Raw genomic sequence first — 13,317 nt, 5'->3', positions numbered from 1 at the left:
TGAGTTGCAGGACAAAACGCTTTTAGCGTTTTGAATAGTGCTGCACTGGCCCCGACGGGGCGAGCCATAGGCCGAGTAACGTAGTAAGAGAGTGAATTCCCTAGAGCTTACATAAGTCAGGACTGGGGAGAATGAGCGAACCCACCGCACCTGCAGCTTGAAGTATGACGGGGGTAATATTTGTTAAATAACCCTTTGTTGTCCCCGCCCCTTCCCCACACTACACTAGTGCCTGCTTTTGAACTGAGGTGGTAATGAACGATTATAAAATGACGCCAGGCGAATTGCGCGCGACCTGGGGTTTAGGGACTGTTTTCTCGCTGCGTATGCTTGGCATGTTTATGGTCCTGCCGGTTCTGACCACTTACGGAATGGCGCTTCAGGGGGCCAGCGAAGCATTGATTGGTCTGGCGATCGGCATTTACGGTCTCGCGCAGGCTATTTTCCAAATTCCTTTCGGGCTGCTTTCCGATCGCGTGGGCCGTAAGCCGCTGATCGTAGGCGGGCTGATTATCTTTGTTATCGGCAGCATCATTGCCGCGCTGTCGCACTCCATTTGGGGCATCATTCTTGGGCGAGCGCTACAAGGCTCTGGGGCCATTGCTGCCGCCGTCATGGCGCTACTTTCCGATTTAACGCGTGAGCAGAACCGCACCAAAGCGATGGCCTTTATCGGCGTCAGCTTTGGCGTGACCTTTGCCATCGCCATGGTGCTTGGCCCTGTCATTACCCATAAACTGGGGCTAAATGCGCTGTTCTGGATGATTGCCGTTTTAGCCACTCTCGGTATTGCGCTCACGATTTGGGTGGTTCCGGACAGCAAAAACCATGTGCTGAACCGCGAATCAGGCATGGTGAAAGGCTGCTTTAGTAAAGTCCTTGTTGAGCCGCGTCTGCTCAAGCTCAACTTTGGCATTATGTGTCTGCACATTCTGCTGATGTCCACGTTCGTGGCCCTTCCCGGTCAGTTGGCCGCGGCAGGATTCCCCGCCGCTGAACACTGGAAAGTGTATCTGGTGACGATGCTCATCTCCTTCGTCTCCGTTGTGCCCTTCATTATCTACGCAGAAGTGAAACGCCGCATGAAGCGCGTATTCCTGACGTGTGTTGCGCTGCTGCTGATTGCCGAAATCGTACTATGGGGCTCCGGTCCGCACTTCTGGGAACTGGTCATCGGCGTACAGCTTTTCTTCCTCGCCTTTAATCTCATGGAAGCCCTGTTACCCTCGCTTATCAGTAAAGAGTCCCCGGCGGGCTACAAAGGTACGGCGATGGGAATTTACTCCACCAGCCAGTTTCTCGGCGTGGCCATTGGCGGTTCGCTGGGCGGTTGGGTAGATGGCTTCTTTGATTCGCAGACGGTATTTCTTGCCGGTGCGCTGTTGGCGATGGTTTGGCTGCTGGTTGCCAGCACCATGAAAGAACCACGCTATGTCAGCAGCTTGCGAATCGAGATCCCGGAAGGCGTCGATATTAGCGACGCGCTGAAACAGCGGCTGGAGACAAAAGAGGGTATCAGCGAGGTACTGCTTGTCCCGGAAGAGCGCAGCGCGTATGTCAAAATCGATAGCAAAGTGACAAACCGCTTTGAAGTGGAGCAGGCGATAAAAGCCTAAAAAAATGCCCGGTTCGCCGGGCATTTTCATTTTAATCGCGGAAGTTTTTGAACTGGAACGGTTGCCCTAAATCGCCGCCACGCACCAGCGCCATCGCGCCCTGCAGGTCGTCACGGGATTTACCGGTCACACGAATCTCTTCACCCTGAATTTGCGACTGCACCTTCAGCTTACTGTCTTTGATGAGCTTAACGATTTTCTTCTGCATCGCGCTCTCAATACCCTGCTTCAGTTTCGCTTCAACGAACCAGGTTTTGCCGCTGTGCACAAACTCTTCAGGCACATCGAGAGACGCGCCCTCAATGCCGCGCTTTAGCAGTTTTGCGCGCAGAATGTCGAGTAACTGATTCACCTGGAAATCAGATTCACTCAGCACCTTAATGGTCTTATTTGCGTCGTTCAGCTCAAAAGTCGCTTCAACACCGCGAAAATCAAAACGCGTCTCAAGTTCGCGGCTTGCGTTATCCACCGCGTTACGCACTTCCTGGATATCAACTTCTGAAACAATATCGAAAGATGGCATCTTTTCTTCTCCCTTCACTTTTGTTGCGTTGCATAATACCCGCAACGAGACATTTACCCCAAATAATTCGCGTTACAGGCAGGCCGGCGGCCATGCAACGAGAAGTATGAACGGGTTGACTCAATAGAAGCTTAGCTGACAACGCTATACTTAGGCTGTAACACCTGGCGCAGTTGCAGGTGAGGAGGAACAATGAAAATTACTGTGCTCGGATGCGGTGCCCTGGGACAACTTTGGCTGACCGCGCTGTGCAAGCATGGACATGAGGTACAAGGCTGGCTACGTGTGGCACAACCGTATTGCAGTGTAAATCTGATTGGTGAAGACGGGAGCATTTTCAACGAGTCTCTCATCGCTAACGATCCCGATTTTCTGGCACAAAGCGATCTTCTGCTGGTGACGTTAAAAGCGTGGCAGGTGTCGGACGCGGTAAAAGCGCTCAGTGCAACGCTTCCTCACACCACGCCCATTTTGCTCTTGCATAACGGCATGGGCACGATTGACGAGCTTAAAAGCATTCCTCAGCCCCTGCTGATGGCCATTACCACCCACGCGGCACGGCGCGACGGCAACATCATTGTTCACGTCGCCAGCGGCGTTACGCATATGGGACCGGCTCGCGAGCAGAATGGCGATTACAGCTATCTGGCTGACGTTCTGCAGAATGTGCTTCCGGATGTGGCCTGGTACAATACCATCCGTCCGCAACTGTGGCGCAAGCTGGCGGTCAGTTGCGTGATTAATCCACTCACTGCGCTGTGGAATTGTCCAAACGGTGAGCTTAAAAATCATCCTGAGGAGGTTGCCGCTCTTTGCGCTGAGGTCGCCGCCGTGATGGAGCGCGAAGGCATCCATACTTCCGCGGAAGACGTTCGCTATTACGTCGAGCAGGTCATCGACAGTACCGCTAAGAACATCTCGTCAATGCTGCAGGACGTTCGCGCATTGCGGCACACAGAAATCGACTACATCACTGGCTATCTGCTAAAACGTGCCCGCGCACACGGCATCAGCGTGCCGGAAAATATCCGCCTGTATGACATGGTTAAACGTAAGGAGAGTGAGTATGAGCGCGTCGGCACTGATTTGCCTCGCCCATGGTAGCGAAGAAACAGAAGCAGTCACCACCATTGATTTGCTGGTTCGCGCCGGCATTGCCGTCACAACGGCAAGCGTCGCCAGCGATGGCAATCTGACCATCACCTGCTCGCGCGGCGTAAAGATTTTGGCGGATGCCCCGCTGGTCGAAGTGGCAGACGGTGACTACGACGTGATTGTGCTGCCAGGCGGAGTGAAAGGCGCGGAGTGTTTCCGTGACAGCCCGCTGCTGGTTGAAACGGTCAGACAATTTCACCTGTCGGGCCGAATTGTGGCCGCTATATGCGCCACTGCCGCAACCGTCCTAGTGCCGCATCAACTCTTTCCAGTCGGAAATATGACCGGTTTCCCGACGCTCAAAGACCAAATCCCGGAAGAACAATGGGTGGATAAACGCGTGGTATGGGATCCACGCGTTAATCTGCTGACCAGCCAGGGTCCCGGCACGTCGATAGATTTTGCGCTTAAGATTATCGATTTAGTGATGGGGCGTGAAAAAGCGCACGAGGTGGCATCATCCCTGGTGATCGCTGCGGGAATTTATAATTACTACGGCGCGTGATGAATTCTCGCCAGTCAGAAAAACAAAACGGCAACCCTGAGGTTGCCGTTTTTGATCTGCGAGGAATACAGCCGGTTACGGGCGATATACCTTCACATTGGCAAAGCCCTGCTCGCGCAGATACAGGGCCTGCAAACGACTCATCACGCCGCGCTCACACCACAGGAGATAGGTTTTGCTCTGTTCCAGATCGCCAAACTTGGTGCTCAGCTTATAGAAAGGCAGAGACATCACCTCGACGCCATCCACTTTCAGCGGGCTGGCATCCTGTTCATCAACGGAACGAATATCGAGAATCACGTCATTTTCGCTGAAACCACTGACGGTTTCGACTTCAACCACTTCCTGCGCGGTCTGGGTCGCGATTTCACGGATATCCACGTTAGTGGCTTCGGCGACAACTTTATCCAGAATCGCAAAATCAAAATTCTGCTCTTCGGCTTCGATTTTCGCCTTCACCGCTTTCACCGTTGGGCTTTTCGAGATCACGCCGCAGTATTCCGGCATGGTACGGGCAAAGTCTTCGGTACCGATTTCGCGCGCCATATCAATGATATGTTCTTTATCGTGAGAGATCAGCGGACGCAGAATCAGCGTGTCGGACACATTGTCGATCAGACGCAGGTTGGTCAGCGTCTGGCTGGAGACCTGGCCCAGCGCTTCGCCGGTGACCAGCGCCTGTACGCCGTAGCGTTCAGCCACCTGAGAGGCCGCGCGCACCATCATGCGCTTCAGCACCACGCCCATCTGGCCGTCGTCCACTTTTTCGAGGATTTCGCCGACAACCGGTTCAAAGTTAATCGCGACAAAACGCACGCGGTGGGAGCTGCCAAAGCGCTTCCAGAGGTAATGCGCAACCTGACGAACGCCGATTTCATGCGCCGCGCCGCCCAGGTTAAAGAAGCAGTAGTGCACGCGGCAGCCGCGACGCATCAGCATGTAGCTGGACACGCCGGAGTCAAAACCGCCGGAGATCAGCGACAGCACATCTTCCTGGGTACCGATAGGGTAGCCGCCGATACCTTCGTAACGGCCTTTAACCAGCAACAGGCGGTCGTTCTCGATTTCGAGATTAACGGTCACATCCGGACGCGTCAGTTTTACGCGCGCGGATTCAATATGCTGATTCAAACCGCCGCCAATATAGCGTTCGGCTTCGATAGAGGTGAATTCATGCTTGCCGCGACGCTTGACGCGCACGCAGAAGGATTTCCCTTCAACTTCGGCACGGAACTGTTCCAGCGCTTTCTCGAAGATATCGTGAAGCGAAGTGAACGGCACATCTTCGACGTCCAGAATGTGGTGAATCCCTGGAATACGCGTCAGCGCATCGCGGATATCCAGACGTTGGCTTTCGTCTTTGGCGCGAACTTCGATGTGATCCCAATGGCGCACAATGGCGAGCGTTTCTTCGTACTCTTTTAATACGTTTCGAATGTTTCCGGTCAGCATTTTAATAAAGCGCAAACGCACAGATTGGCTTTTGATGGTGATTTCCGGGAACAATTTAATGATAAACTTCATGGCGGCAATGTTTCGTTGGCAAGCCCGTAAAGGCTTGTGATGGAAAGAGACAGCAACCCACACCCGTGGTTGCATCCAGGCGCAGGAGTATACCACCATCGCAACGCTCCTGTGCACATTGCGCGTTATTTGATAATTGTCCCGAGTCCGTTACCATGGCGGGGCTTAAAATATGAGAGTCAATATTCACTATGCCGAAGAAAAATGACGCCCCCGCCAGTTTCGAAACTGCGCTGAATGAACTGGAACAGATTGTGAACCGTCTGGAAAGCGGCGATCTCCCGCTGGAAGACGCGCTCAATGAATTCGAACGCGGCGTACAGCTTGCGCGCCAGGGGCAGGTCAAGCTGCAACAGGCGGAACAACGCGTGCAGATCCTGCTTTCCGACAGCGAAGATGCCGTCCCAACGCCTTTTACACCGGACGCTGAGTAAATGGATTTTTCCACAGAGCTTCAGGCGTGTGTTAAGCGTGCCAACGATGCGCTACGCCGTTTTATCGAGCCGCAGCCTTTTCAGAACACTCCTCTGGTTGCCGCCATGCACTATGGCGCACTCTTAGGTGGAAAGCGCCTTCGCCCGTTTTTAGTGTACGCCACGGGAAATATGTTTGGCATCAGCAGCAACACGCTGGATGCGCCCGCCGCCGCCGTTGAATGTATTCACGCTTATTCGCTCATTCATGACGATTTACCGGCCATGGACGACGACGATTTGCGTCGCGGTCAGCCCACCTGCCACATTAAGTTTGGCGAGGCGAACGCGATTCTGGCAGGCGATGCATTACAAACGCTGGCGTTCTCCATCTTAAGCGATGCGCCAATGATCGAAGTGGCCGATCGCGACCGTCTGGCGATGGTGTCTGAGCTGGCGATGGCCAGCGGCGTCGCAGGGATGTGCGGCGGACAAGCACTGGATCTGGAGGCTGAGGGGCATCAGGTTAATCTGGAACAGCTTGAACGTATTCATCGTCATAAAACCGGCGCGTTGATTCGTGCAGCCGTTCGTCTGGGCGCGCTGAGCGCCGGTGAACGAGGCCGCGAAGCCTTGCCCATTCTGGATCGTTACGCTGAGAGTATCGGTCTCGCGTTCCAGGTACAGGATGACATTCTGGATGTGGTGGGCGATACTGCAACATTGGGAAAACGTCAGGGAGCGGATCAGCAACTTGGCAAAAGTACCTATCCAGCCCTACTGGGTCTTGAGCAAGCCCAACAAAAAGCCCGGGATCTGATTGATGATGCCCGCCAGTCGCTAAATGCGCTGGCCGCGCAGTCACTTGATACCTCGGCACTGGAAGCGCTAGCGGACTACATAATCCAGCGTGATAAATAAACACACTTTCTCGATGAGCCTTTGATGAGTTTTGATATTGCCAAATACCCGACACTGGCGTTGGTTGACTCCACCCAGGAGTTACGTCTGTTGCCGAAAGAGAGCCTGCCGAAGCTGAGTGACGAATTACGTCGCTATTTGCTCGACAGCGTGAGTCGTTCCAGCGGACATTTCGCCTCCGGACTTGGCACGGTGGAGCTGACCGTGGCGCTTCACTACGTCTATAACACCCCATTCGATCAGCTGATTTGGGACGTCGGGCATCAGGCTTATCCCCACAAAATTTTGACCGGGCGTCGCGATAAAATTGGCACGATTCGCCAGAAAGGCGGCCTGCATCCGTTCCCGTGGCGCGGTGAGAGCGAATTCGACGTTTTAAGCGTGGGGCACTCTTCAACCTCCATTTCCGCCGGTATCGGCATCGCCGTTGCGGCGGAGAAAGAGAATAAACAGCGCCGCACCGTGTGCGTGATTGGCGATGGTGCGATCACCGCAGGCATGGCGTTTGAAGCGATGAACCACGCGGGCGACATCAAGCCGGATATGCTGGTGATTCTCAACGACAACGAAATGTCGATCTCCGAGAACGTCGGTGCGCTGAATAATCATCTGGCACAACTGTTATCCGGCAAGCTTTACTCCACCCTGCGCGAAGGCGGCAAAAAAGTCTTCTCCGGCGTCCCACCGATCAAAGAGTTGCTCAAACGCACCGAAGAGCACATCAAAGGCATGGTTGTGCCAGGCACGCTGTTTGAAGAGCTGGGCTTTAACTATATCGGCCCGGTTGACGGGCACGATGTGCTTGGCCTGGTCACGACGCTCAAAAACATGCGAGACCTGAAAGGGCCGCAGTTCCTGCACATCATGACGAAAAAAGGGCGTGGCTACGAGCCCGCGGAAAAAGATCCGATCACCTTCCACGCCGTGCCTAAATTTGACCCAACCAGCGGCTGTCTGCCGAAAAGCAGCGGCGGTATGCCGAGCTATTCTAAAATCTTTGGCGACTGGCTGTGTGAAACGGCGGCCAAAGACAACAAGCTGATGGCCGTAACGCCCGCCATGCGCGAAGGCTCCGGCATGGTGGAGTTTTCCAAAAAATATCCGGATCAGTATTTTGACGTCGCGATTGCTGAGCAGCACGCGGTGACATTCGCCGCAGGCCTCGCGATTGGCGGCTATAAACCGATTGTAGCGATCTACTCTACCTTCCTGCAGCGCGCGTACGATCAGGTGATCCATGATGTCGCGATCCAGAAACTGCCGGTGCTGTTTGCTATCGATCGCGCGGGTATCGTCGGTGCCGACGGCCAGACGCATCAGGGTGCGTTTGATCTCTCCTTCCTGCGCTGTGTGCCAGATATGGTAGTCATGACGCCGAGCGATGAGAACGAGTGCCGCCAGATGCTGTTCACTGGCTATCACTATCAGGATGGTCCAAGCGCAGTGCGTTATCCGCGCGGCAACGCCGTGGGTGTCGAACTTGAACCGCTGACAAAAATGCCGATTGGCAAAGGCATCATCAAACGTCACGGTGAAAAGCTGGCGATTCTGAATTTCGGGACATTAATGCCCGAAGCGGCAAAAGTCGCCGAGTTGATGAACGCGACGCTCGTGGATATGCGCTTCGTCAAACCGCTCGACGAAGCGTTAATTCTGGACATGGCGACACGTCATGAGGCGCTGATTACGCTCGAGGAAAATGCCATTATGGGCGGCGCGGGCAGCGGCGTGAACGAAGTGCTGATGGCAAATCGCAAGCCAGTTCCGGTACTCAATCTCGGTTTGCCAGACCGCTTTATTCCGCAGGGCACGCAGGATGAAGCCCGCGCGGAGATTGGTCTTGATGCCGCAGGCATCGAAGCAAAAATCCGCGCCTGGTTCGCCTAATCCCTCCCCTTTCCGCTCCTGCTATGCTTAAAGGTAATTTTTTAAGTGAACAGCAGGAGTGGAACCATGCAATACAATACATTAGGAAAAACAGACCTTAAGGTTTCCCGTCTTTGTCTGGGCTGCATGACATTTGGCGAGCCAGACCGGGGAAATCACGCCTGGACGCTGCCGGAAGAGAGCAGCCGTCTCATCATCAAACGCGCCCTCGAGGGCGGCATCAATTTTTTTGATACGGCGAACAGCTATTCCGACGGGAGCAGCGAGGAGATCGTGGGTCGTGCGCTGCGGGATTTCGCCCGCCGCGAGGATGTGGTGGTGGCCACCAAGGTTTACTATCCATCAGGTGAATTACGCGAAGGCCTTTCCCGTGCGCAGATCCTCCAGTCCATTGACGACAGCCTGAGACGCCTGAACATGGATCATGTCGATCTGCTGCAAATCCACCGCTGGGATTACAACACGCCAATTGAAGAAACCCTTGAAGCGCTGAATGACGTGGTGAAAGCCGGCAAAGCGCGTTTTATCGGTGCGTCATCCATGCATGCCTCCCAGTTTGCCGAAGCGCTCAATCTTCAGGCGCAGCACGGCTGGGCACGATTTGTCACCATGCAAGATCACTACAATCTAATCTATCGCGAAGAAGAGCGTGAAATGCTGCCGCTGTGCTATCAGGAAGGTGTGGCGGTTATCCCGTGGAGCCCGCTGGCGCGTGGACGTTTAACCCGCCCGTGGGGCGAAACGACCGCCCGTTCCGTTTCCGATGAAGTCGGTAAAAAACTCTATAACGACACTGAAACCAGCGATGCCCAGATCGCTGAGCGTCTGGCTGCCATTGCGGAAGATACGGGCGCAACGCGTGCGCAAGTGGCGCTGGCCTGGCTGCTCAGCAAACGTGGCGTCGCCGCGCCAATTATTGGCGCATCGCGAGAAGAACAGTTAGATGAGTTATTAAATGCGGTGGATTTAACGCTGACACCCGAGCAGATCGCTGAACTCGAAACACCGTATCAGCAGCATCCGGTGGTGGGATTTAAATAACCGTCGTGCATTTTGCTCCCCTCTCCCAAAGAGAGAGGGGATTGAATGGCCGCACTGCGTTACGCGAAGTGATCGTAACCTTTCCAGTCGAGCGTAACGGGCGCACCGTTGCGGGCAAATTGCAGCCCTTCACTCTCAGGGAGAATTTGCCCAATGCAGGTAAAAGGCGCGCCAAGATTATTCAGCGCGACATCCAGCGTGCCACGATTAAGTTCCGGCACGGTGAAGCACAGCTCATAATCTTCGCCACCGGAAAGCGCCCAACGCAGTGCCTGCTCAGGTTCAACGTGTCGGCAAAGCTGTTCTGAAAGTGGGAACGCATCCAGATCAACGCGCGCGCCCACACCGCTGGCTTTCAGAATATGGCCCAAATCAGAGATCAAACCATCGGAGAGATCAATGGCCGAGTTGGCACGATCGCGCAGCGCCTGGCCGTGTAAAATACGCGGCGTTGGGCGCAAATGGCGCTTCACCAGATAGGCCGCGTCAGACGCGTCGCTCACCGTTAAACGGTCCTGCAAAATCGCCAGTCCCGCCGCACTGTCGCCCGGCGTACCGGTGACATAAATCCAGTCTCCGGGCTTCGCTCCCGAGCGTTTCAGCGCGCGCCCAACGGGTACATAGCCGTGGATCGCTAACGTCATCGACAGTGGACCGGCCGTCGTATCACCGCCAATCAGCTGCATATCGTAGTAATTGAGCTGTTCAAACAGCGCGTCGCTAAACGCTTCGAGCCAGGCTTCATCCACGTTGGGTAACGTCAGAGCCAGCGTTAACCAGGCCGGATCGGCTCCCATCGCTGCCAGATCGCTCACGTTGACCGCCAGTGCTTTGTAAGCCAGATCGGCCGGATCGATATCCGCAAGAAAATGACGCCCGCACACTAAGGTGTCGGTGCTGATCGCAAGGGTCTGTTTTTCAGGAATATTAAGCAGTGCGCAGTCATCGCCGATACCGGTTTCAACATCAAGACGAGAGGTTCTAACACGGTCAAAATAACGGGCAATCAGGGAGAATTCGCCGCAAGCCATACGTTATGCCTCAGCAAAGAAAAGAAAAAACCGGAGCCTGCGCAGCCCAACGGCCACACAGAACTCCGGCTTACGGATCACTTTTTACGGGGACGGATCGCAGGTGCGGCTTTATCCAGCACGCCGTTCACAAACTTGTGGCTGTCTTCAGCGCCAAAGGTTTTCGCCAGTTCGATCGCTTCGTTGATCGCCACTTTATAGGGCACATCATCACGTTTAGCCAGTTCAAACAGCGCAATGCGCAGCACCGCTTTCTCAACCTGACCCAGCTCTTCGAGCAGACGGGACAGGTACGGCTTCATCAGTCCGTCGAGATACGCGCTATTAGTCGCCACTCCCGACAGCAGTTCACGGAAGTACAGGACATCAACGTCTTTGACGTCTTGTTCCGCCAGGAACTGGTATTCGACATCAGCGATGTCGTTCTGGGACAACTGCCAGGAGTAGAGTGCCTGGACAGCACACTCACGGGCGCGGCGACGAGCAGCAGGTTTCACGGATTTCCCCTTACAAAAATCAGGCCTTAATGGCTTTCAATACGTTGATCATCTCAAGCGCAGTCAGTGCAGCTTCTGCACCTTTGTTGCCAGCTTTAGTGCCAGCACGTTCAATGGCTTGTTCAATACTTTCAGTGGTCAGCACGCCGAAAGCGACAGGAACTTCAGTTTCCTGCGCAACGTGCGCCAGACCATTACTTGCACCACCCGCAACGTATTCGAAGTGAGCAGTGCCGCCACGAATAACCGTACCCAGTGCAATCACCGCGTCGTATTTACCGGTTTTCGCCAAAGCGCCCGCTGCCAACGGCAGTTCGTAAGCACCTGGAACCCAAACAACGGTAATGTTTTCGTCTTTCACCTGGCCAATACGTTTCAGCGCGTCAATCGCACCGTCCAGCAGGCTGTCGTTGATGAAGTTGTTGAAACGCGCAATGGTGATGGCGACGCGAGCGTCCGGGGTAGCAACAGCAGCTTCAATAATGTTCATACTCTTCCTTTACGGGTTCATTTGGCCCCGCAGGGGGGCGGATTTTATCATAATACTTCGCGTACTGCTTCCCTATTTAAGAAAGCCTCACGCAGGGATTAAATGCAGACAAACGTCCGGGCCAACCGGCCGGATGTCACTGAATTTGAGTTGCGGCGCATCAGCCAGTTTGTCGAGCCCCGGCAGCGCAAACAAGCCACGCGCCTCATGACCTAACAATTTTGGCGCAACATAGACGATCAGTTCATCCACCAGCCCGGCCTGCAATAGCGCGCCCGCAAGCGTCGGTCCCGCCTCAACCCAGATACTGTTGACCTGCTGCTTGCCGAGCAACATCATCAGGACGACTAAATCGAGATGACCTTTATGTTCCGGCACCATAATGCTGCGCACATGTTCAGGCCACTCGCGATCGTCTTCTTTTGTCCGTGCAAAAAGCGTTTCACCCGGTTGCTGCACGATACGGTGCGCGGGGGTAACGCGATTCTGGCTATCAATCACAATGCGCAGCGGCTGGCGCAAATTCTCTTGCGGATAGAGCGCCTGGGTATCCTGATTGAGTTCATCCCAGCGCACCGTCATGGCAGGATCATCGGCCAAAACCGTTTCGCTGCTGGTGAGAATAGCATGGCTTTGCGCACGCAGACGTTGCACATCGCGCCTTGATTGCGGTGACGTGATCCACTGACTTTCACCGTTTGCCATCGCCGTTCGCCCGTCAAGCGAAGCTCCGAGCTTCAACTGAATATAGGGGAAACCGGTGCGCATGCGTTTAAGGAAGCCCTTATTCAGCGCTTCGGTATCAGCCATCATTAAGCCATGGCTGACATCAATACCTTCCTGCTGCAGGCGATACAGTCCGCGTCCGGCAACCTGAGGATTGGGATCTTGCATCGCGGCAACGACGCGCGACACGCCGGCATCAATCAGCGCCTCGCAGCACGGCGGCGTTCGCCCATGATGGCTACAGGGTTCAAGCGTGACGTAGGCCGTGGCACCCCGCGCCTTCTCACCTGCCATACGCAAAGCGTGGACTTCGGCGTGAGGCTCACCGGCGCGATAGTGGAAACCTTCGCCGACAATTTCGCCGTCTTTAACGATAACGCAGCCCACGTTGGGATTGGGATGGGTAGTGAAACGTCCACGCTGCGCCAGCTTCAGCGCGCGCGCCATGTAAATCTCATCCTGCATGCGCTTAATCCTGTAGACGGGCGATCTCTTCGCCAAATTCTTTAATATCTTCGAAGCTGCGATAGACAGACGCGAAGCGGATATAGGCCACTTTATCGAGCTTTTTCAATTGCTCCATGACCAGATTGCCGATCATTTTGCTCGGCACTTCACGCTCGCCGGTGCCACGCAAATGCGATTTGATGTGATTCAACGCCATTTCAACGTCATCTGCGCTGACTGGCCGTTTTTCCAGTGCTTTCAGCATCCCTTTGCGCAGTTTTTCTTCGTTAAATGGCTCGCGCACGTCGTTACTTTTCACGACGCGCGGCATCACCAGCTCTGCCACTTCAAAAGTCGTAAAACGTTCGTTGCAGACCAGACACTGCCGACGACGGCGTACAGAGGAGCCTTCCCCTACGAGACGAGAGTCGATTACTTTGGTATCCACGGCGGAACAGAATGGGCAATGCATACGGTGTCCTGACTATCTGGTTAACTGAACTCTATTTTAACCCGAACTGGGCTGACAACAAAGGAAGAG

Annotated in this window: 14 protein-coding genes; 7 read left to right on the top strand and 7 right to left on the bottom strand. The window is 54.6% G+C overall.

Features of this window, described 5'->3' with window-relative positions; genetic code table 11:
* The first annotated feature begins 254 nt into the window (after positions 1-254).
* Positions 255-1,616 carry an MFS transporter gene (locus AC0LWE_RS14765; protein ID WP_204772273.1) on the top strand — a complete coding sequence of 454 codons (1,362 nt, stop codon included), beginning with the start codon at positions 255-257 and terminating at the stop codon, positions 1,614-1,616.
* Between the two features lie 31 nt (positions 1,617-1,647).
* Here AC0LWE_RS14765 and AC0LWE_RS14760 read toward each other — a convergent pair whose 3' ends face one another.
* Positions 1,648-2,139 (bottom strand): YajQ family cyclic di-GMP-binding protein, encoded by a 492-nt coding sequence (locus AC0LWE_RS14760; protein WP_012016298.1) that lies wholly within the window; start codon positions 2,137-2,139, stop codon positions 1,648-1,650.
* A gap of 192 nt (positions 2,140-2,331) precedes the next feature.
* Between AC0LWE_RS14760 and panE the strand changes: the two genes are divergently transcribed.
* Both panE and yajL read left to right on the top strand, forming a co-directional pair.
* Positions 2,332-3,243 carry a 2-dehydropantoate 2-reductase gene (gene panE, locus AC0LWE_RS14755; RefSeq protein WP_219346955.1) on the top strand — a complete coding sequence of 304 codons (912 nt, stop codon included), beginning with the start codon at positions 2,332-2,334 and terminating at the stop codon, positions 3,241-3,243.
* On the top strand, positions 3,206-3,799 hold the full coding sequence (yajL, locus tag AC0LWE_RS14750) for a protein deglycase YajL (RefSeq protein WP_219346956.1): 594 nt from the start codon (positions 3,206-3,208) through the stop codon (positions 3,797-3,799). Before panE ends, yajL begins: the two co-directional genes overlap by 38 nt.
* Before the next feature lie 75 nt (positions 3,800-3,874).
* On the opposite strand, the gene thiI is transcribed toward yajL, so the two are convergent.
* Positions 3,875-5,323, bottom strand: a complete 1,449-nt coding sequence (gene thiI, locus AC0LWE_RS14745; protein WP_202667371.1) for a tRNA uracil 4-sulfurtransferase ThiI — start codon at positions 5,321-5,323, stop codon at positions 3,875-3,877.
* A gap of 191 nt (positions 5,324-5,514) precedes the next feature.
* Here thiI and xseB point away from each other — a divergent pair, with 191 nt between their 5' ends.
* The 4 genes from xseB to AC0LWE_RS14725 all read left to right on the top strand — a co-directional run bounded on the left by xseB (position 5,515) and on the right by AC0LWE_RS14725 (position 9,585).
* A complete protein-coding gene (xseB, locus tag AC0LWE_RS14740; protein WP_219346957.1) occupies positions 5,515-5,757 on the top strand; it encodes an exodeoxyribonuclease VII small subunit in 243 nt (80 codons plus the stop codon).
* Positions 5,758-6,657 (top strand): (2E,6E)-farnesyl diphosphate synthase, encoded by a 900-nt coding sequence (ispA, locus tag AC0LWE_RS14735; protein ID WP_219346958.1) that lies wholly within the window; start codon positions 5,758-5,760, stop codon positions 6,655-6,657.
* A gap of 24 nt (positions 6,658-6,681) precedes the next feature.
* Positions 6,682-8,544 (top strand): 1-deoxy-D-xylulose-5-phosphate synthase, encoded by a 1,863-nt coding sequence (gene dxs, locus AC0LWE_RS14730; RefSeq protein ID WP_219346959.1) that lies wholly within the window; start codon positions 6,682-6,684, stop codon positions 8,542-8,544.
* 66 nt (positions 8,545-8,610) lie between these two features.
* Entirely contained in the window at positions 8,611-9,585 is a 975-nt protein-coding gene (locus tag AC0LWE_RS14725) for an aldo/keto reductase (RefSeq protein WP_202667291.1), read from the top strand.
* A 59-nt stretch (positions 9,586-9,644) separates the two neighbouring features.
* Here AC0LWE_RS14725 and thiL read toward each other — a convergent pair whose 3' ends face one another.
* The 5 genes from thiL to nrdR form a co-directional block, all read right to left on the bottom strand.
* Positions 9,645-10,616 carry a thiamine-phosphate kinase gene (gene thiL / locus AC0LWE_RS14720; RefSeq protein WP_219346960.1) on the bottom strand — a complete coding sequence of 324 codons (972 nt, stop codon included), beginning with the start codon at positions 10,614-10,616 and terminating at the stop codon, positions 9,645-9,647.
* Positions 10,617-10,693: 77 nt separating this feature from the next.
* Positions 10,694-11,113, bottom strand: coding sequence for a transcription antitermination factor NusB (gene nusB, locus AC0LWE_RS14715; protein ID WP_012016289.1), 420 nt, complete (start codon positions 11,111-11,113; stop codon positions 10,694-10,696).
* A gap of 19 nt (positions 11,114-11,132) precedes the next feature.
* Positions 11,133-11,603, bottom strand: a complete 471-nt coding sequence (gene ribH / locus AC0LWE_RS14710; protein WP_059177881.1) for a 6,7-dimethyl-8-ribityllumazine synthase — start codon at positions 11,601-11,603, stop codon at positions 11,133-11,135.
* An 87-nt stretch (positions 11,604-11,690) separates the two neighbouring features.
* Complete coding sequence (gene ribD / locus AC0LWE_RS14705) at positions 11,691-12,794, bottom strand: bifunctional diaminohydroxyphosphoribosylaminopyrimidine deaminase/5-amino-6-(5-phosphoribosylamino)uracil reductase RibD (protein WP_216981804.1); 1,104 nt, start codon at positions 12,792-12,794, stop codon at positions 11,691-11,693.
* 4 nt (positions 12,795-12,798) lie between these two features.
* Positions 12,799-13,248 carry a transcriptional regulator NrdR gene (gene nrdR, locus AC0LWE_RS14700; protein WP_059177879.1) on the bottom strand — a complete coding sequence of 150 codons (450 nt, stop codon included), beginning with the start codon at positions 13,246-13,248 and terminating at the stop codon, positions 12,799-12,801.
* Between the last annotated feature and the right edge of the window lie 69 nt (positions 13,249-13,317).

The organism is Lelliottia sp. RD5, from assembly GCF_056032945.1.
Note: the sequence above shows the minus strand (reverse complement) of the source record. Positions and strands in the feature narration are given on the sequence as shown.

Coding starts and splice junctions, on each gene's coding strand:
- nrdR (WP_059177879.1), bottom strand. CDS start 13,248: ATGCATTGCCCATTCTGTTCCGCCGTGGATACCAAAGTAATCGACTCT.
- AC0LWE_RS14765 (WP_204772273.1), top strand. CDS start 255: ATGAACGATTATAAAATGACGCCAGGCGAATTGCGCGCGACCTGGGGT.
- ribH (WP_059177881.1), bottom strand. CDS start 11,603: ATGAACATTATTGAAGCTGCTGTTGCTACCCCGGACGCTCGCGTCGCC.
- xseB (WP_219346957.1), top strand. CDS start 5,515: ATGCCGAAGAAAAATGACGCCCCCGCCAGTTTCGAAACTGCGCTGAAT.
- AC0LWE_RS14760 (WP_012016298.1), bottom strand. CDS start 2,139: ATGCCATCTTTCGATATTGTTTCAGAAGTTGATATCCAGGAAGTGCGT.
- thiI (WP_202667371.1), bottom strand. CDS start 5,323: ATGAAGTTTATCATTAAATTGTTCCCGGAAATCACCATCAAAAGCCAA.
- yajL (WP_219346956.1), top strand. CDS start 3,206: ATGAGCGCGTCGGCACTGATTTGCCTCGCCCATGGTAGCGAAGAAACA.
- ribD (WP_216981804.1), bottom strand. CDS start 12,794: ATGCAGGATGAGATTTACATGGCGCGCGCGCTGAAGCTGGCGCAGCGT.
- AC0LWE_RS14725 (WP_202667291.1), top strand. CDS start 8,611: ATGCAATACAATACATTAGGAAAAACAGACCTTAAGGTTTCCCGTCTT.
- dxs (WP_219346959.1), top strand. CDS start 6,682: ATGAGTTTTGATATTGCCAAATACCCGACACTGGCGTTGGTTGACTCC.
- panE (WP_219346955.1), top strand. CDS start 2,332: ATGAAAATTACTGTGCTCGGATGCGGTGCCCTGGGACAACTTTGGCTG.
- thiL (WP_219346960.1), bottom strand. CDS start 10,616: ATGGCTTGCGGCGAATTCTCCCTGATTGCCCGTTATTTTGACCGTGTT.
- ispA (WP_219346958.1), top strand. CDS start 5,758: ATGGATTTTTCCACAGAGCTTCAGGCGTGTGTTAAGCGTGCCAACGAT.